At 29.4% G+C, this 24,132-nt stretch carries 17 protein-coding genes; 8 read left to right on the top strand and 9 right to left on the bottom strand.

The window, feature by feature from the left end; genetic code table 11:
* Positions 1-9: 9 nt before the first annotated feature.
* From QEJ31_RS10610 to QEJ31_RS10585, 6 genes are all read left to right on the top strand, one after another.
* Positions 10-1,731, top strand: a complete 1,722-nt coding sequence (locus tag QEJ31_RS10610; protein ID WP_280589985.1) for an NAD-dependent malic enzyme — start codon at positions 10-12, stop codon at positions 1,729-1,731.
* Positions 1,732-1,815: 84 nt separating this feature from the next.
* Positions 1,816-2,499, top strand: a complete 684-nt coding sequence (locus QEJ31_RS10605; RefSeq protein ID WP_280589983.1) for a hypothetical protein — start codon at positions 1,816-1,818, stop codon at positions 2,497-2,499.
* 14 nt (positions 2,500-2,513) lie between these two features.
* Positions 2,514-3,443, top strand: a complete 930-nt coding sequence (locus QEJ31_RS10600) for a bis-aminopropyl spermidine synthase family protein (protein ID WP_280589981.1) — start codon at positions 2,514-2,516, stop codon at positions 3,441-3,443.
* A 120-nt stretch (positions 3,444-3,563) separates the two neighbouring features.
* Entirely contained in the window at positions 3,564-4,748 is a 1,185-nt protein-coding gene (locus QEJ31_RS10595) for a glycosyltransferase family 4 protein (protein ID WP_280589979.1), read from the top strand.
* A 12-nt stretch (positions 4,749-4,760) separates the two neighbouring features.
* On the top strand, positions 4,761-6,716 hold the full coding sequence (locus QEJ31_RS10590) for an O-antigen ligase family protein (RefSeq protein ID WP_280589977.1): 1,956 nt from the start codon (positions 4,761-4,763) through the stop codon (positions 6,714-6,716).
* Between the two features lie 18 nt (positions 6,717-6,734).
* A complete protein-coding gene (locus tag QEJ31_RS10585; RefSeq protein ID WP_280589976.1) occupies positions 6,735-8,471 on the top strand; it encodes an ABC transporter ATP-binding protein in 1,737 nt (578 codons plus the stop codon).
* Between the two features lie 4 nt (positions 8,472-8,475).
* Here QEJ31_RS10585 and QEJ31_RS10580 read toward each other — a convergent pair whose 3' ends face one another.
* Together QEJ31_RS10580 and QEJ31_RS10575 are read right to left on the bottom strand one after the other, a co-directional pair.
* The gene (locus QEJ31_RS10580) at positions 8,476-10,503 is read right to left on the bottom strand and encodes a lytic transglycosylase domain-containing protein (RefSeq protein ID WP_280589975.1); all 2,028 of its coding nucleotides are present in this window, start codon (positions 10,501-10,503) and stop codon (positions 8,476-8,478) included.
* Positions 10,504-10,589: 86 nt separating this feature from the next.
* Entirely contained in the window at positions 10,590-11,936 is a 1,347-nt protein-coding gene (locus tag QEJ31_RS10575; RefSeq protein WP_280589973.1) for an arginine deiminase family protein, read from the bottom strand.
* A gap of 121 nt (positions 11,937-12,057) precedes the next feature.
* On the opposite strand from QEJ31_RS10575, the gene QEJ31_RS10570 reads away from it, so the two are divergent.
* The gene (locus QEJ31_RS10570) at positions 12,058-13,161 is read left to right on the top strand and encodes a saccharopine dehydrogenase C-terminal domain-containing protein (protein ID WP_280589971.1); all 1,104 of its coding nucleotides are present in this window, start codon (positions 12,058-12,060) and stop codon (positions 13,159-13,161) included.
* 49 nt (positions 13,162-13,210) lie between these two features.
* Positions 13,211-14,668, top strand: a complete 1,458-nt coding sequence (locus QEJ31_RS10565) for an HAD-IG family 5'-nucleotidase (RefSeq protein ID WP_280589969.1) — start codon at positions 13,211-13,213, stop codon at positions 14,666-14,668.
* A 7-nt stretch (positions 14,669-14,675) separates the two neighbouring features.
* Here the strand turns inward: QEJ31_RS10565 and QEJ31_RS10560 are convergent, their stop codons facing one another.
* From QEJ31_RS10560 to map, 7 genes are all read right to left on the bottom strand, one after another.
* Positions 14,676-16,139 (bottom strand): TolC family protein, encoded by a 1,464-nt coding sequence (locus QEJ31_RS10560; RefSeq protein WP_280589967.1) that lies wholly within the window; start codon positions 16,137-16,139, stop codon positions 14,676-14,678.
* A gap of 169 nt (positions 16,140-16,308) precedes the next feature.
* Positions 16,309-17,091, bottom strand: coding sequence for a flagellar hook-basal body protein (locus tag QEJ31_RS10555; RefSeq protein WP_280589965.1), 783 nt, complete (start codon positions 17,089-17,091; stop codon positions 16,309-16,311).
* A gap of 109 nt (positions 17,092-17,200) precedes the next feature.
* Entirely contained in the window at positions 17,201-19,612 is a 2,412-nt protein-coding gene (locus QEJ31_RS10550; protein ID WP_280589963.1) for a hybrid sensor histidine kinase/response regulator, read from the bottom strand.
* A gap of 23 nt (positions 19,613-19,635) precedes the next feature.
* Positions 19,636-21,150: an ABC transporter substrate-binding protein gene (locus tag QEJ31_RS10545; RefSeq protein WP_280589961.1), complete on the bottom strand. Its 1,515-nt coding sequence runs from the start codon at positions 21,148-21,150 to the stop codon at positions 19,636-19,638.
* 180 nt (positions 21,151-21,330) lie between these two features.
* Positions 21,331-22,584, bottom strand: a complete 1,254-nt coding sequence (locus tag QEJ31_RS10540) for a multidrug effflux MFS transporter (protein WP_280589957.1) — start codon at positions 22,582-22,584, stop codon at positions 21,331-21,333.
* A 24-nt stretch (positions 22,585-22,608) separates the two neighbouring features.
* A complete protein-coding gene (locus QEJ31_RS10535) occupies positions 22,609-23,292 on the bottom strand; it encodes a dihydrofolate reductase family protein (RefSeq protein ID WP_280589955.1) in 684 nt (227 codons plus the stop codon).
* Between the two features lie 4 nt (positions 23,293-23,296).
* Entirely contained in the window at positions 23,297-24,121 is an 825-nt protein-coding gene (gene map, locus QEJ31_RS10530; protein ID WP_280589953.1) for a type I methionyl aminopeptidase, read from the bottom strand.
* Positions 24,122-24,132 lie beyond the last annotated feature (11 nt).

Raw genomic sequence — 24,132 nt, 5'->3', positions numbered from 1 at the left:
AGACTTTGTATGTTTAAAGAAAAAAAGAATAACTTTGATGGAAAAAAGTACTATGAAGTTTCCATTAGTGGTAAACAATTATTATTAAATTCTTTTTTGAATAAAGACACTGCTTTTACACTAGAAGAAAGAAGAGAATTTAAACTTGATGGACTTATTCCTAACGTAGTTGAAACTCTTGATGAACAAGTAGTTCGGGTCTATGGACAATATTTAAAAAAAGAAACAGACATTGAAAGAAATATTTTTCTCACTCAATTGTATGATAGAAATGAAACATTATTTTTTCGTTTACTCCAAGAGCATTTAATAGAAATGGTACCTGTTTTTTATACACCTACAGTTGGAGATGTTGTTCAACAATTTAATCAAAATTTCCGTAGACCGAGAGGATTGTTTATTTCTTATCCGCAAATGTCTCAAATTGAAGACATACTTAATAATATTCCTGACGCCTATGATGTTCGTGCTGTCTGTGTAACAGATTCTGAGGCTATTTTAGGAATAGGTGATCAAGGTGTGGGTGGTATAGTTATCTCCATCGCAAAACTTGCAATGTATACTTTATGCGCAGGTTTTCATCCTACTAAAGTTTTACCTATAGTCCTTGACGTAGGAACGAATAACAAAGAACTATTGCAAAATCCTCTTTATCTTGGTTGGCGTCATGAGCGCATTAGAGGTGAACAATACGATGATTTTATTGATGCGTTTGTCTCCGCTTTAAGAAAAAGATTTTCCAATGTTTACTTACATTGGGAAGATTTTGGAAGACAAACTGCAAGAAAAAACTTAGATCGCTATAAAGATGAAATGTGTACTTTTAATGATGATATGCAAGGAACTGCTGCTGTTACTTTAGGTGCGATATTAGCTGGCTTAAAAGTAAATGGCACTAAAATGCGCGATCAAAAGGTTGTCATCCATGGTGCGGGTACAGCTGGATGCTGTATTGCTGATCAAATCGTTGCAGCGATGGTCTCCGATGGATTATCTGAACAAGAAGCTCTATCAAGAATGTATTTAATTGATATGCACGGAATGCTTCACGCCAATATGGATCATCTCGAATATTTTCAAAAAAAATATGCTCAACCTGTTGAAGTTTATGAAAATTGGGACAGAGTAAAAGGTAAAATCATTTCTCTTTCTGAAGTTGTAAAAAATGTAAAACCAACGATATTAATCGGTACTTCAACTCAAACTGGTGCATTTACAGAAGAAATAGTAAAAATGATGGCTTCATACTGTGATCGTCCTATTATTTTTCCTCTTTCAAATCCTACATCACGCTGTGAAGCTCTACCAGCAAATCTGATTGAATGGACTAATGGAAAAGTACTTGTAGCAACAGGAAGTCCATTTCAAGATGTTCGTTACAATGGTAAAGTTTTTCCAATTGGACAATGCAATAATGCTTTTGTATTTCCGGGCCTTGGCTTAGGAGTTGTTGCATCGAAAGCAACTCGTGTTAATAATGAAATGCTCGTTGCCTGTGCGAAAGTTATCAGCGAATGCGCTCAAATAAATCGTGATCCAAACTTATCTTTACTCCCTTCATTAACAGATATAGCTGAAGTTTCGTATAAAATAGCCCATGCAACTTCTTTAGCTGCGCAAAATTCAGGGGTCGCACCAAAAACAACTGAACAAGAGATTCATGAAAATATCCATGCAAATATATGGAAAACTGGTTATGTAAAATATATTCAGAAAGACTCATCAAATTAGATAGAAACTACACACCTACCTTTAGCTTTTGAAAAAAAGATGTTAGCATCTAATATTACTATACTTTAGAGCTAAAGGTTTTGAATGTTTATTGATGTTCTATTTATATATTTTGCCGCCGCACTACTGGGAGGACTTGTTTCCACTTCACCTCCAGGTCCACTAAATATTCAGTTAATAATACTCTATTTAAAAAAACAAAAGAAAAATTTATTTGCATTTCAAACAGGAATTATTCTTACAGATGCTGTAGTGTGCTTTATTGCCTATTTAATGGCTGATCAAACTTTACATGCTGAGTTTATTCTCAATTTTCAAAAAAAACATTCTATTTTTCTTAATATAATATTTATATTATTTATTCTAATTCTAGGTTTAACATTTGTATTTAATTCAAAAAAAAATGCAGTTCGCTTAGAATCTAATTTATATTCTTCAGATAAAACACCCATTGAAGAAACAAATTTAATAAGTTCTTTTATAAAAGGAATAGTTGGAACCTTGACGATACCTTCTTTGTTACCGTTCTGGTATCTTTGGTGGATAGGACAAGATATTTCTGATGATTACCCGGTAGAGTATTTAATACTACCAATATTTCTAGGAGTTTATATTGGTGACGTTGCTATATTTAAACTATATAGACTTCTTGCCTACGGTCTTAATAAAAAATTCATGCAAATTAAAATATATAAAGTTGAAGCATTTGTCGGATATTTGCTCATCCTTTCTGCAGCAATATTACTTTTTAAAACATTGTACTTTTAAATTGGAAAAAACCAATGAACTTATCAAAAGCATTTTTGTTTATACTTTCAAAAGTTTTAATTATATTTTTTAAAAGCAGAACGATAAAGCATATACTAAATTTAAGTGTTGATGAAAAAAAAGAGTTTTTATTAAAAATATTAAATGAAAACCAGCGCTTTATTGACCTAGAAAAAGAAGAATATTCAGACAATAATTCTTTAAAATTTATACAAAACTATAACCAACTACCCTGTACCATAGAAACTAGAAAAAAAAGAGCCGATTTACTTGAAATAAATGGGTTCAGAGATAAAGAAGTTTTATTAATGGGAGATGATGATTTAGTATCGGTTGAATTAGCTCTACGAAATTTTAAGCATGTAACAGTCTTAGATTGCGACAAAAACCTACTAAGTAAATTAAAAATTCTGACAAGCGAAGCAAAATTTCCAATTAATTTTTTTCATATCGATCTTTATCATGGAATTCCAAACTATTTAAATAAATTATTTGATGTCATATGCTTTGACCCACCACAAAATAGCAAGGATCTAGATGTTTTTTTGCATTCAACATTTCAAGCAATTAAATATGGCAATTCTTCTTTTTATATGATGCTAAATTCTTCTGCAATTGGAGAAAAGGAATTATCTACAATTATAAAATTAATAAATAATAATGGATTTTTTCAACATAATAAAATAGAATACTTTAATTGTTATCCCCTAAATAAGGGACAATCAATTTTACTTACCTTTGTCTCATTCTTTTTTAAATCAATTAAAAAAAATAAAATTTATATAAAATGTAGGTACTACTTTACAGACTGCTATGAGTTTAAATCACATATAACTAACTCAGTTAATCAAGACAATTTTGATGTAAAATTGCCTGAAAGCAATAACTCAAATAAATACATTAAGGATGTATCCCTTCCATTTTTTACAATTTCAAGATCATAAGTGGATAAACTCAAATTAAAAAATTTACTAATAATTATTGCAAAACCCTAAAAAAATAAATTACAATCTCACCAATTGATTGGAGATAACCAATCTAATTGCTCTAGAAAGGAATTTATCTTGAATGAGAAAGCAAAATCCATCGCTATCGTTGTTCAAAGATGTGGGCAGCACATTCAAGCAGGCGCAGAGGTATACGCTTTTAATCTTGCAAAAGCATTAGCGGAAAGTGGTATTCATGTTGAGGTTCTCACAAGTAAAAGCGATGATTACATTAAATGGAATAATAATTTATCCGACTATGAATCTATAAAAACTTCTGGGTTAGATTTTTCCATAAAGCGTTTTCCTGTAATTCATTCACGACAAAGAATTCTATTTGCTTTAGTAAAAAGAACAATAAAATATTTAAATAAAATAAACAATAATTTTTATCTATTACTTTCACCGATACTAGACTATCTGTTTTTAAAATCTCAAGGTCCTTGGTGCCCTGATCTTTGGCAGTACTTAGAAAAAAATCAGACCAAATTTAACTTAGTTATAGTAAAATCTTATTTATATGCCCCTAACTTTTATGCATTAAAAGAAAATATTAAAACAAAAAAATTATTTATAGTAACAGCTCACAATGAGCCAGAATTTAAATTAGCTTTTGTTAAAAAAATGATTTCAAATTCAAATACTTTAGCTTTTGTTTCAAAGGCTGAAAAAAATCTTTGTCAGGAAATATGGCATGTGAGTAGCTCTATAAATTCAATAATTCTTCCTCCGGGATTTCATGATTTTAATCCTGAAAATGCTGAAGAAATAAGACCTGAAATTTTTAACTTAACAAATACTGATTTTTTTCTATACTTAGGAAGAATTGATAAAAATAAAAATATAGACTTTATTTTAAATAATACACCTCAAAATTGTTTAGTGATATTTGCTGGAGATTTAAAATATCAATTACCAAACGATCCGAGATTTGTCTATATAGGAAGAGTAAACGAAAAAGAAAAAGAATTTTTACTTAAAAAAACAATCGCACTTTTAATTGCTTCTCGCTTTGAAGCTTATTCAATAGTAACAGCCGAAGCCATAAAATTGAATTGCATAGTTTTAGCACTAAAAGGATGTCCACCAATTGATGAATTGATAAATGAATATGGTGGAATTAGTTGTGATAAAGAAAACTTTTCAAGAACAATGCAACTTTTATTAGATAAGGAAAATAGAAAAATTCATCTACAAATTGATAAAATATTTCAAGATAAAAGCTGGAAAAAAAATTCTCAATTAGTAACTGAAATATTATAAAAGAGTTTTAATATGATTAAATATACTTTAAATGTTTCTAATTTATTTCTTTTATTAAATATATTTCTGGCATTTATTTGTATACGAATTCCATATATTTTAAATATCCCTAATTTAAAATTTCTAATTCTTGGTTGTTTTTTTCTTGGATTTATTTTTGGGCTTTTTTATTGCCTAATTAATTTCACAAAAGTTTCGTTATCTTTGTTACTCTTCATTGGATGTATTTTTCTTCATGCTTTTTGTAATTTTTATCAACCATCACTCAGATCTGCAATATCAATTCAAAATTACTCATTTACAAATACAATTACTTCTGACTTTTTATTTACTCAAACCAGACTTTATCTAATGTATTTTATTTTATTTATGTTTCCAGTTGCAACATTTTTCAATAGCCAAAGAGAATATCCTAGTAATAAAGTTTTAAATTTTTTCTTTATCGAATTTTTCTTTATTGTTATAATAAATTCAGTTGTTTCTATTTATCAAAGTAAAGTAAATATTCATTTTCTTGCAGAAGAGAGTTTAACATCAATAGAAGCATTTAGAGCTCCTGCTCTTTTAGATGACTCTGGAGTTGCTTCTTTTTTCTTTGCAATTTTCTCAGGAACATTTTTATCTTTTGTCTTTCTAGTAAAATCAAGTAAATTTACAAAATATACTTATTTTATTCTTTTTTTATTAACAGCTATTAGTGGGATTTTAAATAATTCCAGATCTTTTTATCTAGGAATATCAGCAATTATATTTTTTATTTTTATCATTAATTTAATCTATTATGTTAAAAATTTAAATTTTAAATCCTTTTTAAAAATCACAATTGCATATAGTTTGATTACTTTAATTTCATATATATTTTATACATTTTCAAATACTACTTCAATAATCAGAATTAAGAATTCGTTTAAAAATATTACGAATGACTTTAGTATCATCTCTTTATATCAATATTTTGATTATGAAAGATATAAACATTTATCAATATTAATTGAAAATTTAAAAGAACATTTTTATACAGGAAGTGGGGTTGGTTCTTTTTTAGGATATATTGATTATTATGCTAAAAAACTTAATTTCCCCAATATAATTCCAGATGTCCCTACAAACTTAACTTTAGCACTTTTTTCAGAACTTGGAGTAATTGTTGGAAGTGCAATATTGCTAATCTCAGTAATTATTTTTATAATTGGTGTTAAACATGTATTTAAAAATATTGAAAAAAATCAAAATAATAATCAATTAAACGTTATTTTAAATTTTTCTGTATTGGCAATGATTCCTTTTTTAGCTCTTTCATTAACATCTTATATGATATTTGTTCCAAGTTTAGCGATCATAGCTTGTTTCTCAATCTGTTCTCCTATTCTTATACTAACCCCAAACCAACTAAAAAAGTTTTTTACATTTTTAACTTGGCTGATTGCATTTTTAAATATCTACATTTTGGGAGTATGCTTCTACTTAGCTTATAATTCTTCTTCTATACCTCAATTTAAATGGCAGGAAAGGGGGATTCCACAATTTCCAGTCGGTATTGGAAAACTACCACAAACAACTGAAAACATTAATAAACAACGAAAATATTTTTCTTCATTCTTTACTCCTTCTCAGTTCTTATTTATCCCCAAAGGCGCTGACCAAGGACGTTGGTTGAAACCAAACACAGAAATATTGTTTAAAATTAAAGAACTGCGAATTTATTTAGGTCCCGAAACACGTCACTTCCCTGTCACTATAAAAGCAATATTTTATGCAAAAAATGGTTTTTCATCTAATAAAATTTATAATATAAACGAAGCTGGGTGGATTTATTTATCTTTGCCTGAAAATATAGAATATAATTCTTGTTTAGAAAAAATAGAAGAGCAATCTTTTTGTTATGCTAGAGTGAATGTATCGCCAAATTGGAAACCAGATTTTCTGAATTCGATTGGATTTTTTTTAGAAGATAGATACACTCAATAAGTTGGATGTGGAGAAACTTTGAATAGAAATTTAGTTTTACAAAACTCAATAACTCTTTTGGGCAAGCGGGGTATTAAATACTTATGCTTCGCAATACTTGCAGCAATTGGTATCGCAATTGTTGAATTAAGCATTTCGATAATCATACAATTGCTGCTAGGAAGTTTTGATTTCATTTCAACTCCTAATAAAATTTTTAGCTATGAAATTCCAAGAATATCATTAAATAAGATTACTTTGCTACTTTTGGTAGTAGCTATTGTAAGATTTGGCGTTCAACTTACCACTACTCAAACGGCAGCTTTTTTAAAAGACCATGTTCTTTTAAAATTGAAAAGAAATTATGTATATAGAATTTTATTTGATGAAAATATAAAAGATAAAAATCCTTCCACTATAAATTTCACCCTAGCAGAAGTTTTCACTAAATCTTCTGAATTTGTTTTGAATTTTACTCATTTTATTTTTATGTTCATGCAAAGTCTTTTTCTCTTTTTATTACTTTTTTTAGTCGCTTGGAAAGAGGCTTTTATAGCAACAACAGGAATAACTTTAATAGGTCTGACAATAATTTATATAAATAAGAAAGTTTCTCTTTTTGCAAAGCAAGTACCTAGAGAACAAAAAATAGTTAATGAAGGTATTGAAAAAATTGCTAGAAATTTTTTATTTATTAAGCTTATGAAAAAAAGAGAAGATGAATTTAAAGTTACTAGTAATGCCTTAAAAAACTACTCAACTAAATCAGTAAGTGCAAATTTCTTTAGTAATCTGAGCGCACAAACAGCTCCATTCTTAGGTATTTTTCTTTTGGTATTTATAATCATTATTAGTTATAGTGTTTGGCATACTAATTCGGTTGTACTCTTATCTTTTATTTATTTATTGGCTAGATTTGTTCAAAGTCTTTCGATTTTATCAGGATATTTTGGTAATGCCGTTATATTTTATCCGCAATTTAAATTATCATTAGATTCTATAAATTCTAAAAACTTCTTTCAATTATCAAAAGAAAATAATTCAAAAATAAGTTTTTTTGGCCCAATAAAAAACACTAAATCTGTTGAACAAGAAAACCAAAAATTAGTTGTTACTTCAGATAAAATTGACACTCCTGACATTACTATAAAAGAAGTTACCTTTTCATACCCAAATTCAATTCCTCTATTTAAAAATCTAAATTTAAATATATCAAAAGGTTCTCAAATTGGTTTAATTGGTTCTAGTGGAACAGGAAAATCAACAATTTTAATGCTAATGACTGGGATATTAAAACCAAGCGAAGGAGAAATATCGATTGGTGGTTTACCTGCTTGGGAATATATTTCAAAAAATGAAACACGTATTGGCTATGTAGGACCAGAGCCTTTCTTGATAAAAGGAACCCTCAGAGAAAATCTGAGTTACGGGCTGTCTAGAAAAGTTACCGATAATGAACTTATCGAAGCACTTCATCTTGTATCACTTGGGGATGTCCTAAATGAAAAGGGTTTAAATTATAAATTAGATGAAAATTTTGCTGGTTTATCTGCTGGACAAAAACAAAGAATTTGTCTTGCAAGAAGCATATTAAATAAACCTTCTTTAATGATTTTAGATGAAGCTACTGCGAACTTAGACGAAACAAACGAACTAATTATTGCCAAAGTTCTTAGCAGCATAAAAAACTCGTGCACAACCATTATTGTATCGCATCGCTACGGTATTTTAACTTATGCTGATAAAATAATCGATATTAAAAATATTATTAAATAAAATTTCACTTTGATTTATTGAAATAATAAGTAGTTTTTTCATCATCTAAATTACTGTATGATCTATTTTGAGTTTTACCTTCATTCAACCAATTTTCAGTGTTAGGATTGGAACTAATATTAGCTGAATTATTTCCAAAAATATAAATTTTTTCTAAAATATTTTTATATTTAAGATCAACTTCTGAATTCCATGTATAAGCTACCAAAGCATAAACTCTATCTGAACGCCATCTTGCTTTTGCGCTTTGTTGCAATATTTTTTTTGTAAATAAATCATCTTTTTCAGAAATAATACGACTATACCAATAATAATTTCGAAGTATTAAAGAAACATAACTTCTAGTTTCCTTAAATGGCATATAGTCGCAAAATAGCATCATGTTATTTTCAGGAACCCTTTCTCTCCATTTATCAAGATTTGAAGCGCCTGCATTGTAAGAAGCTAATACATATTCAATTCTTCCATCATACCTTTTTAATAATCGACTTAAATATGATACACCAATCTCAATATTTGTTTCAGGGTCATATAAATGATTTGAAGATATTTTCCGTTTAATAGATTTAGCTGTGCTAGGTAAAACCTGCATTAAACCTCGGGCATTTGCTAATGAACGCGCATAAGTATCAAACGCACTTTCTTGTCGAATTAAAGAAAGAACGAAAATGGGATCTAGATCTTCCGAGTTTTCCGCAATTTCTTTTAAATAAGGTTTTGGAAAATGTAAATTTAATAGAGTTCTACTGACAGGATAATTTTTAATAGATTTTCCGTATCTTCCAAGCATAAAAATAGAGTAACGATAATTCCTAACTGAATTTTGCGCTAATGCCCAATATAGTAACATATTTGGATTAGATACTGAACTAGTTCTTCCTACATAACTAGCCCACTCAGTGGCAGCAGAAATATCATTTCTTGCTTTAAATAAGTCAAAAACAAAAGCTTCTAAGTTATCATCGCTCCAACCAGAAGAATCCCTTGCTTGCAAAGCTATTTCTTCATCAGGAACCAAATTATTCATTGGATCTATTCCTAACTGTTGAGCTGCAAAGATTGCCGGTAAAGATATGGGATTTTCTTTAATCAAACGTTGCCAATATGGATTTTCTTTCGGAGAAGTTTTAGATTTTTGATAAATTGCACCCAACCAAAATAAACTTCTCGAACTTTCAATAGGTTCTTTCTCTAATAAAGTTTTTTCAAGTGCCTCTTTTGCTAAATTTGGATGCCCTGAAATTAATCGAAGCAGTCCAATACGTAAATGAATTTTCTCAGTAGGATCCATATTAGGAAGCAAACACTTCTGCATTTTTGAATAAATTCTTTCAATATCATTATAAACGGATTTATTTGGTAAAAAAGCTTCAAGTCTTAATAAAAGTGCAGAGTTTGCTCCAGCATAAGAACAATCTTGCAAATAATCTAAAGCTGAGGCTGTTAATTTTTGTGCTTGTGCTAAATTTGCTGGCTCCATTATTGAAAATGCTTCAGAAAAGCTCATAGAACGATAATTTGCAATGTCTAATTTTTGTTTATTTAGTAAGGTTCGATAATTTTGTTGAATTGGAATTTTATTACCTGAAGTTGACTCTTCATTGTTTTTTCTTTCAATCCACCATGCAGCACAAGGTAAAGTTTGCTCATTTAATGGAAACTGATTTTTAAAATTTCCCACAAGGGCTTCACAATTTCTTGATAATTGAGTTTTCTCTTTTTGGGATAAACTTCGCAAAACCCAATCAGATAATACACGAACATTTTCATTATAAACCGCTAAATTTTTAAACTGCGCTTCATTAATTAATTGACTTTCTTTAGGTGAAGAATAATCTTTTAAATTAGATAAATAAAAATTATCATTTTTTCTTTTAATACTTGATAGCATTTGTTTTTGTTCTGGTAAAGTTAATTCTAGGTTCTCTGTTAAAATTGTATTACTTGAACAAGAAACTTGAAGTAACGCAAAGGGAACTATAATTAATGCACAAAAAATAAAAATATTCTTTTTTTTTATTTTGATTAACATTTACTTAAAACCCCTATCTTTCAGTCATTGTATCGACATTGTTAATTATGACTTGAGAGTAAATTATTGCAAAGGGGTAAGCGAAATTATTCCACATTATCTCGCAAAACAGGACAAGTCATACAACGCGGCCCCCCTCCACCCCTTGATAATTCACTTCCTTCGACTGTTACCACAATTGGAGAGTCACTTTGTAGTAATGCGGGATGTTTAGTTACATCCTTTGCAGAAATAATTTTGAAACCGCTAGATTCACAAGCTTTTAAAGTATGTTCATGAATGTAACTAATTACTTTTCCTGGAGCAAAAGAAAATAAATTAGCCCCGCTGTTCCATTGTTCGCGTTGTTGATGAAGAGGCTCATCTCCACCACAAGGTATAGGATCCATTCGAACCCCTACACTTCTTAAACCTAGTAAAAGATCTTCCACTTCTTTAAATTTCTTATCTCCATCAGGTTTGACTCTAATTCTTACAACTCTTGCACGTTCTCTACCCAAAACATAAGGGGAATAAACCACTGCTTGTTCTTTATTAACTACAGTAAAAATCATATCCAAATGAATAGTGCTTCTTTCTCTTGGCAAAATTACGCATAAAATATTAAAAGGTTCTAAATAACCATCTTCAGCTCTTGCTTTAAGTAATGACTCAACAAGAGAATCAATTGCTTTTGAAGTAGTTCTTTCACTTATACCTATTAATAATAAATCTTTATTAATGACTAAAATATCGCCGCCTTCTATTGTAAAATCATTGTCACTTTGTTTTTCTGTAGCATCTAGCAATAAGCCATGCCCTTTTAGATTAGGATGATATTCATAGATTGTACGCATAATTATGGATTCGGCGTAACGAACTGGACTGGCCATTTTAGACGCAATCACTCTGTTACCTACAACCATACTAGTATCTCGCATGAAATACATATTTGGTAAAGGAACTAGTGAAAAGGATTTATTTGATAACCATGCCTCTAAAGTATTTCTTTTTAAAGGTATTCCTGTTAATAAAGCATGAGATAAATCATGGGAAGAATAATCCATCAACTCATCTTTTAAATCTAGACACCCCTGAAAAGAAAGTATTTTATTTAAAAGTTTATCTTTAGCAGCTTTATTTTCAAGAATATCTTTTAAATAATCAGAAACTTCTATTACTTCAGAAACAAGACTTAATACTGATTTTAATTGTGAATGCCCCGCTACAATATTTTTATAATAAATAATATCATTATATAATAACTCGGAAGCGTTTTTTGGAGTCATCAGTTCCACTTCTTGGCCTGGTGAATGCAAAAAAACTTTTCGCAATTTTCCTATTTCTGAATGGACTCCAATTTTACTTTTAAATTTTGAACTTTGTATTATTTTTTCATTTTGAGACAAAGAATCCCAAAAATGAAAATTACTCCCTTGAAATTCATTCAGCATTTCTTTCACCACCAAACTCCTTGACCAAATGCAATCATAATGACAAAAATACATTCTAACCGTTAACATAGATCACATAGGTATGATCAAGTCACAATTGAAAAATTAGAGGAGTTCCTCAATGTCCTTTAAAAAAAATGTAGCCATATTTGGTGCAGGAAAAATAGGCAAGTTAGTAGTCAATTTACTCTCCAGCTGTAGCGATTATGAAATTACAGTTTATGATACAAGTAAAGAAAATGCTAAAAAAGCAGCATTCAATCAAATTTCAGGAAAAATCCTTGATAATGTAAGCTATGATGCCGCTGACTTTATGGACCCAAAAAGTATTGAAAGAGCATTGCAGAATAAAAACTATGTTCTTAGCTGCGCTCCATTTTATTGTAATAAAGGAATAGCAGAAGTTGCACGTAATTTAAAAGTCCATTATTTAGATCTGACAGAAGATGTAAAAACCACTTCTGCTATTAAAGAACTTGCTAAAAATGCCCAAAACGCATTTATCCCACAATGCGGGTTAGCTCCTGGATTTATTACTATAGTTGCCCATGATTTAGCTAATGAATTTGAAACAATAAATTCTATCAAAATGCGGGTTGGGGCATTGCCTAAATTTCCGCACAACAAATTGAAATATAATTTAACCTGGAGCACAGAAGGACTTATCAACGAATATTGTAATCCATGTGAAGTTTTACATAATGGTAAACTTGAATTAGTCCCCCCACTTGAAGGTTTAGAAACTCTTAGCATTGATGGGGACGAGTATGAAGCTTTTAATACTTCTGGAGGACTTGGTACGTTAGCTGAATCTTTTGCCAATAAAGTAAAACACATGGATTACAAATCAATTCGCTATCCAGGGCACAGAGAAATACTACAAATTCTTCTTCATGATTTAAAATTTATTGAGGATAGAGATGGGCTAAAGAAAATATTTGAAAGAGCCTTACCCCATACCATGCAAGATGTAGTTATCATTTTTGTTACGGTAACAGGCGAAAAAAATGGTCAATTTAGTCAAAAGAGTTATGCAAAAAAAATCTATCATTCTGTGATAGGAGAAGAACACTGGGGTGCAATTCAAATCACTACTGCAGCAGGAATCTGTGCGGTTTTAGACTTGCATGCAAATTCTGAACTCCCTAAATCCGGCTTCATAAGACAAGAAGACATCAGTTATGATAAATTTATAAAGAACCGTTTTGGAAAATTCTATTCATAAAATAGCTTCTTTTCATTAGGGTTCATTTAATCTATGGAGATTGGAAAAAATGTTCCCTGATGAATTAAAAGATATTCCTATATTTGAAAAAATTTTTTGCAATCGAACTTTAAACATGAAATCAATAAAAGCTATTGGTTTCGATATGGACTATACTTTAGCCTTATACAAACCCGAAACTTTTGAAAAACTAGCTTACCACGAAACATTAAAAAAACTTGTTGAAATAGGATATTCAAAAGAAATTCTAAATTGGGAATTCGATCATAAGTATATGATTAGAGGATTAGTAATTGATAAAATCAAAGGTAATGTACTAAAAATGGATAGACATAGATATGTAAAAGTTGCCTATCATGGTTTCAAAGAACTTACTCGAGAAGAACGGAGAAAATTATATGATGTTGAGAATGTTATAACTTATGAAGAACCAAATTTTGCTTTAATTGATACACTCTTTTCCTTAGCTGAAGCTTTTTTATTTATTCAATTAGTCGATTTTAAAGACAAAAGTGATAAGTTAAACCAAAAAAATTATAATGATATTTATCTTGATGTAAGAAAAAGTATAGACTTATGCCATAGGGATGGGAGTATAAAAAATAAAGTTTCAGAAAACCCTGGAAAATATATAAAAAAAGATCCTAATTTAGTTCCTATTTTGCGCGACATAAAGCTTTCAGGTAGAAAAGTTTTTATTGTTACGAATAGTTTATGGGACTATACAAATATTGTGATGAATTATGTTTGTTCTAGCAATAAATCTAATGAAAATAAAAAATGGCTAGACCTATTTGATTTAGTGATCACTGGTTCGCAAAAGCCTTTATTTTTTATGAGTAAAAATCCAATCTATTCAGTTGAGCTTGACTCTTTTTCACTAAAAAATATTGACTTGCTCACCCTTAGTAAAAAAGGTCCTATTGAAAATAAAGTTTTTCAAGGGGGGCATTTTAAATTGCTTTACGATATTTTAGGAATAAAAACTGGTTCCGAAATATTATACATAGGAGATCATATTTATGGTGATATATTAAGAAGTAAAAAAGAAATTGGCTGGAGAACTATGCTTGTTATAGAAGAATTAGAACAAGAAATTAAAGAAATTCAAAACCTAAAAGATCAATATGATCTATGTGATTCTCTGAATAAAAAACGAGTTCATTTAGAAAATGAATTTGAGCGTCATCAAATTTTAGAAAAGCAAGAAGAAAATGATGCAAGCATTCAAAAGAAAGAAGAAATTGCAAAAAAAATAAAAAAAATAGGGTATGATTTACTTAAACTTAAAGAATTAGAAAAAAAAGAAATTAAAAATTATCATCACAATCTCCATCCAATATGGGGAGAATTAATGAAAACAGGACGCCAAAATTCCCGATTTGCAGCGCAAGTTGAAACTTATGCATGCCTCTATACAAGCAAATTAACAAATTTAATTCATTATGGACCGCACAAAAACTTTCGTGCGGTTCGAGATTTTATGCCACATGATTTAAATGAATAATTTTTTTTTAATTCAATGACGTTAGCTTTGAACCTGTACTTTTTTGAAAAGTAATCCACGCTAAATCCAAAGATCCTCTAGCATTCGCTAAATTTGCTCTGGCATTAGTTTGATCATTCGCTGCGGTTATTAAATCGGTAGCAGTTACTTGACCATTGTCAAAACGCGCTTTCATTTGAGAATAAACGTCTTGTGCATATTGGACTGAAACTTTTGCTGAATCTAGTACTTGAATAGCATTTTGCAATTGTAAATAACTATTAGTTATATCAATTCTTGCATTTAAATTTAGATTTTCTAAACTGTATTTTGCTTTTTGCTCTGCAGCTACAGCACCACTAATTTGTGCTTGTCTTACACCCCAATCAAGTATTACCCATGAAAGTTGAATTCCATAACTAAACTGATCTTGAATACTTGATGCACTATAAGGTTGCCCAGCTATTGTTACATCCTTTGCCATAAAATTTCTAGTATAGTTAGCAACAAAATTAAGTGACGGTAAGTAACTAGTGTAAGAATAATTTTTGCCTTGTTTAGCTGCTTCAACATTTTCTTTAGCTGCCAAAAGATCATTTCTTCTCGCAAGACCTGGATATAAAATATTTTCTAATGAAGGCAGTTTTTGTGATTTCATTTCCCACACGGATTTTTCACTACTTGTTACTGTAATAGCAGAACTATTTTTTATACCAATAGCTTCTGCAAGAGTAATTAAAGCCACTTTATAAGTTGTTTGTGCTTGCAATACACTGGTTTTTGAGTTTTCAAAATCTAATTTAAATTTAAGTAAATCAGCATTTGTCAATCTTCCAGCATTGAACTGCGCATTTCCATCATTCAATTGTTTTTCTGAAACTTCCATGGCTGATTTAGCTGCTTTTAAAAGCTGATCTGCTTTTTGCAGATTGATAAAAGCTTGAGCACCATAAAATCTAGCATCGATTCGACTTTGAATTCTTGTTTGCAGGGCAGCTCTAGTAAGCGCTGAAGATTGTTGCAGAGAATAAAACATAGGCAATAAACCTATAATTGGCTGGGAAACAGATAACGTACCAGTTGAACTAGTAGTATCAGGAAATCCGTAAGCCATCGCTGCAGAATTTCCAACAAGCGGATTTACATCACTACTATTTTGCATATAATTGCCACTTAATGAAACAGTTGGCAACATTCCACGAAACACAGCATCTTCTTTTGCTTCAGCAATATAAAATTCTTGGAGATCCACTTTTGCTTTGAATGAATAAACTTCAGCCATATTCATAGAAGCTTCTAAGTTTAAAACAGGCTGACTGGTTTCATTCGCATTAGAACTTGCTTGAAATTGGACAGTTGAATTTTTTGCAGGGGCTGTAGATTCCGTTTTTTCTTGTGAAAAAGTTTTATGAGAGAAACATACATTAAGTCCCAATAATACTAACATTAGGGGATTTGTAATATTAAGATTCTGGAGTTTATTTTTTTTCATTTACACCTTCCAAATTCATAAATAAATACTTGTAACTTAATAACGATCGAATTTCAAGTTAACAAAATATTCAAAAAATTTGGATTTGTTTATTTTATTAATAATATTGTTACCTTTTTGGAAATATAAGATTTTCTTACTATAAATTATCACATATTTTGACAATTTGTTACTGAACTTCTGAAATTTTATTAGCATTTTGCATAGTTTCGTCATGCGATTTTACAGTTTTTTGTAAAGCTTCATAACTTCTATGCGCAATAATCATATTTGTTAAGTTTCGCATAGGATTCACATTACTTCCTTCTAAATATCCTTGAGTGACTTCACCTTCTGGTTTTTTTAAATTTTCAGGAGGACCATTATGGATCCATAAACTTTCACCCAGTCTTTCTAAAAGTGTTGCATCCTTAAAAGCTATTACTTTTAATTTATCAATAAATTTTTTTCCTACATAGATCTCGCCAGTTGGAAGAATACTAATATCTTTACCATTCAACCCTGTAATGGCTCCGTTTTCACCTTGAACAACAGCTCCACTTTTCGAAATTAAAATACCATCATTACTAACACTAAATCCCCCATCTCGAGTAAGCCTTTCACCAAAAGGGGTCATCACTTCAAAAAAACCATCCCCTTGTATTGCCACATTCATTGAATTACCCGTTTTAATCATAGGACCTTGAGAATGAGCCGTTCTTATCTCGCTTAAAGTTACATACGCCATCTCATTTCCTTTTAAGGGCCAAAGCTCCTGCATATTAATTTTAAATGGCGCTGGAGGATGCGGTGTTGCGTAACTAGGCCAAGGATTTGCCTCCTGTGCTTGATAACAAATTTCATCCTCTTTAAATGCGGTTGTGTTTGTATTTGCTAAATTATTAGAAATTATTTCCATCATTCTTTCTTGTAAGACCCCTCCAGACAAGGGAGAATATACGTTTTTCAGCATAAATTTTTCCTATTAAAAAAATTAACTTATTAAAATTTTAGCTCAGAAAAATAATACTAACACTGAATTTTTTTGCTAAAGTTAAAATAATATCAGAATAAAATTTGCACTATGAGATAAATTTTTCCCTAAATAATTCTTTTAATTTAGATAAAGAGTGTGGTTCTTTTTTAATCACACCATCAAATAATTCTAATTCATTATTAACAAAAATTCCGTTTGTTGAAACAAACACAGGTGCATTTACTAATATTTCTTTAATTTTTGCCAAAAATTCGAGTTGAATAATATCTTTGCAGATATTATCATAATAATAATCGACTACAACACATACTATTTTTGGACTTATGTGAGGATTTAAAAAAATATATTCTATTGCTGCAGTAGGATCAGAAAAACATAATACTTTAGCGTCACTGACACTCATTTCCCAAAATTTATGATAAATCTCTTCATCATCAATAAAAATAATAATACTTTCGTTCATTAACTCTAAATTTTTTTGTCCAAGTGGCAAGATATTTATATTTGTTTGTTCTGTTATTTCAATTTTTTCTTCACTAGAAGTAAAAAAAGAACTCTCGGAATAATTTGGATTTATCAATGAATATAAAAATTTTAGAAATTGAAATCTAGACATTGGTTTTGCAATAAAAAAATCGGATTTAACAGAAATTGATTTTTCTAAATCACACTTAAAAAACCTATTTGTATGGATACAAATTTTAGCTAAAGATCCATTTTTTCTTAACTCTGAAACGAAATCAAATCCATTTAAATCTTCTAAACCTAAATCTATATCACAAATAACAAACTCTGGATTTAATTGAAAGTATGCTGCATGCGCTTCTGCATAATTACTATAAGAGTATAATTCAAAATATTGTCTTAAATTTTCATTAGAAATTAAAGTATAAAAATTCTTAACGTAAACTTCATCATCTTCAAGAATAAGTATTTTATATTTTTTGCTCAAATTAAAATCAGATAACTCATTTAAGAGATTTTTTTCAATAATATCAGATTTATTTTCATACTCAATTAAAGATATATTATAATGGGAATCAAAATTACTTTCAAAATATTGAGCATTAGAAGGAAAAAAAATGTCATTTTTACAGTCTAAAACTAGGTTTTTCGTGTGCGGTATTTTAATAAAGAACTTTACCCCATCACTTTTTGATGACTGAAAAAATATATCACCGCCATGTTGTTGCACTATTTCTTTAGCAATTCCTAATCCAATACCAGTACCTCTTTTTTTACCTTTAGTAAAAAATAAATCAAATATTTTGTCTTTATATTCCTCTTCAATATACGAATTTGTATTGGCTATACAAATCTCAATATATAATTGACCTAAATCAAAATACTCTCTTGTTGAAAATTGAATGACTCCTTTACCATTCATTGCTTCTATTGCATTAGTAATAATATTGGATAAAACTCTTTCCATTTTCTGAATATCTACATTTACAAAATATTGATGCTTGAAATCATATAGAAGCTCAATATTAGTTTTATTTTGTACCTCAAAACAATTTTTAACAACTGAATAAATTAATTTATAAAAACTAGTTTCAACAATATTAGGCTGTCCTTCAGTGCGAAAATGAAGGAGATCAGATAACATATTTTCAACTTTCATAATATCTTTTTCAATAGCTCTCCCAGTATCTTTTATATATTGACGAATTTCATCATAACTTGAAAGTCTTAACATCACATGCAAAGCATTTTTAATATGGGCAAATGGGTGTCTTAAATCATGTGCTAACATTTGGATTGTATTTGAAATAGCTCGCATCATATGCATTTGTTTTAGTTGTTCTTGCGCATTATTCAATTCTAAGTAAACTGAATTAATATTTTTATAAATCAAGTCAAGTTCCAAGTAATTAACAAATTTTTCATATTGTTCCTTACTTGTAGATATACCTTTTAAATTTTCAGAAAGAGTCATAATTGGAATAAACATTTCTTCATAATTTTTTTTACTTTGTCTTCTGACATAAAGAAATGTTAAAACAGGGAAAAGAATTACTAAAAATAAAATAAGAAAATTTAAAAAATAATTTATTTTTTGGATAAAAGTTATGCTTAATATATTTTCTATATCTTTTCCCTGCATTGGTAGGGTAGTTAAAAAATATATTTCTCCATTTCGAAAGATTAGTGAATACTTTTTGTTTATAACAAGCTTACTTTTTAAAGAGAGAGATTCACCATTGAAAAGCAATAATTTATCATCAACTTGGTCGTAAATATAAATTGTTGAGAAATACAAACTTTTTTCAATAGAAGAAATCATTTTTTTTACAAATAAAACATCACCAAAAATAAGGGCTGAAGAAATTTCAGGAACATAACCTCTTACTAATTTTTGAGTTCTACCAAAATAAACATCATATGCATACAAAGATAAGATAATCAAAATTATACAAAAAGATACGACAGAAAAAATCAATCCTTTTCTAGCAGAACGCTTTAATATTTCTTCTGAAATAGGTCTCAACTTCAAGTTAATTTCCTAAAAAATTATAATTACTTCTTAACTTCAATATTTTGTAAATAGAGAGTTATTCCTCCAAATTGCCTTCCAATCGATTTAATCTTCTCTTTCTTATAGTAAACAATACTCGGAATTTCAAATAATGGAATTAGTATCCTTTGCTCGTAAAAGTATCTGGAAATATTTTTCAACCTTTCATTTAAAATATCTCTACTTGGAGCTTCTTTTGTTTCTTCTAGTAATACTTCAATAAGGTCATCCTTCAAAAAAGCGTTTTGTGCAGGAGATCCTTTTTTATATTTAGTAAAGTTTAAAATAGGATCATAATAATCACCCTCAGTGGAATGAATATAGAACGGTGCATTTAAAAATTCAATAGTAAATGGATCCCAAATATTTTTATTGTTTTCTATGAATAATATATTAATTCCTACATTTTCAAGTTGCTTTTTTAAAATATATCTATATTCATGGCCTAAATATGAAATATCTTCAGAAAATGGTATCAAAAATACATTTTTTTTATTTTTTGTAATTAATTTTATCACTTTTTTAGCTTCTAATATGTTTTGACTTTCTTTTATATTTATTCTTCCAAGACTTGAAGATAGTAAAATTTCATATAAAGGGTTTGTTGGAATATAAGTTTTTTTAACCATTTCCTCTCTTGAAATTGCCAAAGCGATTGCTCTTCTAAATTCTTTTGAGCGGCCGTATTCTGAATTGAAATTAAATTCTATTACTCTTCTATACATTGGTACTAAAAGTCTTTCTTTTACATACTTATGATTTTTTGCAGCAATAAAATCTTTTATTGTAATATCTGGTTCAATTTTTCTTTCCTGTTGAAATAATATTTCTTCTGCTGCATTAGGATAATTTTTTTTATTATTTAATAATAAAGTAACTGATTTATCATCTTTATTAAAATCAGTTACTTTATAAGCACCTAAACCTATAGGCCAATTTTTCCAAGTAATATAATCATCTTTTAATTCCTCTTTAGGAACCAATGCAAAAGAAAAATGCGTAAATGTATATAAAAAGGATGGATTTTCTTTTGCAGGTATTAATGCTATAGTCAGATCATCTAGAATTTTTACACCTTCAACCAACCCTGACTGAAATCTTTGTCCTTTAATTATTTTTTTTGTTCCTTTAATATTTAAATGAAAGGTGTTTCCTATGCTTGGTTTAAATACAAAAAAATATCTTAAAATACTAAACTCTAAATCTTTTGCAGTAACTTTTCTTTTATTGTGAAAATAAAGATTATCTTTCAATTTCAATTTATAATATTTATTTTTATAATCCCAACGAAAGGCATCTAATATGTCAGATTTTAATTCTGCATTGTGATCAATATAAAATAATGAATCTAGAACTGCAGGATAAAAACTTCCACTACAAGCTAAATCAGAATTCTCATCCCAAGGCATATCTGCTCTATTGCCACAATAGTAAATAAGTTTTTTTTTGTCTTCCTGTTTAGCTAACGCAAAGCAATTAATAAAAGCAAAGCATAAAATAAGTTTAAGATTATACATAGTTTTGCCTTAATTAGATTACTTAAGTTTACTGCAAAAGCAGCCTGGTAGAATTTGTTTTAGAAAAAGAATAAAGTCAAATTTTACTTATAAAAGTTTTGTTAATTAGACAAATAGTAACTTATTTTTTTTTATAATAATTAAATTTATTTAAAAAAAGAGCTAATAATATATATTTTCCTATATGTTAACAGATCCGTTTAATTGTTTAGTAAGTTGAAAAGTGGACAAGAAGATAAATATTGCAATTATAGCAATTATCAAAATAAAAAGACCAATAGGTAAAAGAGTACCATTTTCTATTAAGCCAATAATTCCTGTAGCAATACCTGCTGCAGTGAGTTGAATAGATCCAATGGTACCAGTAACCATTCCCGCGTGTTTCGGAAATAATGAAATGGCATTTGCAGAAGAAAAAGGCATCAGCAATCCATTTCCTATAGTAATAACAAAAACAGGAATCATTAAAGCCAGTAAATGCTCCCAATGGAGGAAATAATGAATAATAAGAAGAGAAGCTCCTAATAAATTTAAGAGCAAGCCTATAAATATTATTTGAAAACTAGTTTTTTTAATCGAAAGTCTTCTTCCTAACAGCGATGCAAACATATAAGGAAAAGAAGCTGCACAAAAAGCATAACCTACCACCGTAGGAGAATAACCAAACTTCTTCAATAAAAATGGACTTGCTGCTAAGAAAGAAAAGTAAGATGCATTTGATACTTTCATAAAAAAGGCAAGTGCGAAAAATTTTCTGTTAGTAATAATTTTAAATAAAGTTTTGGAATCAAATGTTTTTATTTCTGAGGAATGAATTTGTTTTTTACTAGCAGGAATAATTGGTAAGACTAATAAAATTATAATAAAAACTCCATAACCAGCCAAAATTAAAAAATTTGTCTGCCAATTATAAATTGTTTCAATATACCCGCCAACAACTGGCGCAATAGCTGGAGAAAAAGCAACTAAAGGTATAGTTATAGACAAAATTTTAGCCATATCTTTTGCATTAAATAAATCTGCTACAATTGCCTGACCAATAGTCATCCCAGCACAAGCCCCTAAAGCCTGAAATATTCTAAAAAGAATGAGCTGATATATATTTTGTGATAAATAACAACCTAAAGATGCTAAAATAAAAATTATCATAAAAATAATTAAAATTTTTTTTCGTCCAAATTTATCAGAAAGCGCTCCGCAGAATACTTGACAAAATGCCATAGCGATTAAAAAAGCGGTCATCGTATATTGAGCCCAATAAGCTTCAATTTTAAAGTATTCAGCAATAGCTGGAAGTGAAGGGAGATATATATCTGAAGCTACAAATCCAATCGCACAAATAATAATTATAGTAAAAATAAAAACAATTCTTTGAAATTTACTAAACTCATAATTTTTTATTTCAATATTTTTACTAATTGTACTATTTTCCATATTACTTTCATCCTATAAATGCAACTAAAGCACCTTATAGTCAATAAAAATAAAATCACCAGATTGGGCAATACTTTCACATTTTAGTTTCTTTAAAAGAAGGTGCGAAGAAGAAACTAACGATGGAAGATCTAATTTTCCAAATAACATGGGGCTTAAAGTTAGGAATAGATGATTTACTAAATTTTGCTCCCAAAAAGAAGCATTTAACTTTCCACCACCAAGTAATGCATATTTTGTTTTCTTATTTTTTACAAGATATTCTAGTAATCCTGGAATATTTCCTTTGTACAAAGTAATTTTTTCATTATTTAGAATAATTTCATTAATGGATAAAGCAGGAAGAGCGTTAATATTAAAATCTAAAACATGAAATAATGCTTTTGGAATTCCTGCTTGACTCCAAAAAGGATGGGAAAAATTACATATTCCTGATAAAGTAAAAACGATCCAATCTGGTTCTTTTCTGTTTTTTGAACTTTTGTGAACTCTAAAAGCACCTTTTTCAACTTCAATACTTTTTGAACTAATAAATACACAATCATTAAAAGCCACTGCTTCTTTCAATCTTTGAAAATCGGCAGTACAGAGCATCCCAATTTGATTTCTTTCTGATGTAGATTCAAAAGAGTGGCTTGCAATTTTTCCATCAACAGAGATAGCCATAATATTTGTAATATTAATTTGTGAAAGAATGAAATTTTGCAAATTATTAAGCCTTTAATTCAGGCCATAAAACAGTTCCACCTAGTTTTTTTACTTTAATCGCAATTGGATCATCTTCTAAAGCGGTTAAAATTTCAATTCCATCACCTACAATAGCAATTGTATGCTCAAACTGCGCCGAAGCTTTTCCATCAATGGTTTTTGCAGTCCAACCATCTTTGAGCATTTTCATTCGCCAATCACCTGCATTAATCATAGGCTCAATAGTAAATATCATACCGCGTACAATTTTTAGACCTGTTCCTGATTTTCCATAATGCGGTACTTGTAAGTCGGGTTCATGAAAGACTTTGCCAATTCCATGTCCGACAAAATCACGAACAACACTACAACCTTCTTTTTCTGCATAAGTTTGAATAGCCGAACCGACATCACCAAGTCTATTTCCATGTTTTGCAGCTAAAATACCACGTACTAAGCTTTCTTCCGCAACTTCTGTTACCTTAATCCTTTCATCTGGGATATGCTCTCCTACAAAGAAAGTTCTTGAACAATCTCCAAAATATCCTTCTAAAGTTACAGTGACATCAATATTAACAATATCTCCTTCTTGCAGAATTTCTTTTTCACTAGGAATACCGTGACAAATAACATCATTAATACTAGTGCAAACAGATTTTGGATAACCCTTATAATTTAAGGGACTAGGATATGCTCCATGCTCTACTATAAAATTGTGAACTGCTTGATTAATTACTTCTGTACTAATTCCTGGCTTCACTAATTCACCAGCATAGCGCAATGTCTGTGCCGCAAGTTTCCCGGCAGCGCGCATTTTTAGAATGTCATCTTGAGATTTTAACTTAGGCACTGAATAACTAC

This window comes from Pigmentibacter sp. JX0631 (assembly GCF_029873255.1).
Lineage (GTDB): Bacteria > Bdellovibrionota_B > Oligoflexia > Silvanigrellales > Silvanigrellaceae > Silvanigrella.
This window is presented reverse-complemented; position numbering and strand designations above follow the sequence as displayed.

Excerpts from the sequence above, each read along its gene's own strand:
- QEJ31_RS10610 (WP_280589985.1), top strand. The coding sequence starts at position 10 with ATGTTTAAAGAAAAAAAGAATAACTTTGATGGAAAAAAGTACTATGAA.
- QEJ31_RS10605 (WP_280589983.1), top strand. The coding sequence starts at position 1,816 with ATGTTTATTGATGTTCTATTTATATATTTTGCCGCCGCACTACTGGGA.
- QEJ31_RS10600 (WP_280589981.1), top strand. The coding sequence starts at position 2,514 with ATGAACTTATCAAAAGCATTTTTGTTTATACTTTCAAAAGTTTTAATT.
- QEJ31_RS10590 (WP_280589977.1), top strand. The coding sequence starts at position 4,761 with ATGATTAAATATACTTTAAATGTTTCTAATTTATTTCTTTTATTAAAT.
- QEJ31_RS10580 (WP_280589975.1), bottom strand. The coding sequence starts at position 10,503 with ATGTTAATCAAAATAAAAAAAAAGAATATTTTTATTTTTTGTGCATTA.
- QEJ31_RS10575 (WP_280589973.1), bottom strand. The coding sequence starts at position 11,936 with ATGCTGAATGAATTTCAAGGGAGTAATTTTCATTTTTGGGATTCTTTG.
- QEJ31_RS10570 (WP_280589971.1), top strand. The coding sequence starts at position 12,058 with ATGTCCTTTAAAAAAAATGTAGCCATATTTGGTGCAGGAAAAATAGGC.
- QEJ31_RS10565 (WP_280589969.1), top strand. The coding sequence starts at position 13,211 with ATGTTCCCTGATGAATTAAAAGATATTCCTATATTTGAAAAAATTTTT.
- QEJ31_RS10560 (WP_280589967.1), bottom strand. The coding sequence starts at position 16,139 with ATGAAAAAAAATAAACTCCAGAATCTTAATATTACAAATCCCCTAATG.
- QEJ31_RS10555 (WP_280589965.1), bottom strand. The coding sequence starts at position 17,091 with ATGCTGAAAAACGTATATTCTCCCTTGTCTGGAGGGGTCTTACAAGAA.
- QEJ31_RS10545 (WP_280589961.1), bottom strand. The coding sequence starts at position 21,150 with ATGTATAATCTTAAACTTATTTTATGCTTTGCTTTTATTAATTGCTTT.
- QEJ31_RS10540 (WP_280589957.1), bottom strand. The coding sequence starts at position 22,584 with ATGGAAAATAGTACAATTAGTAAAAATATTGAAATAAAAAATTATGAG.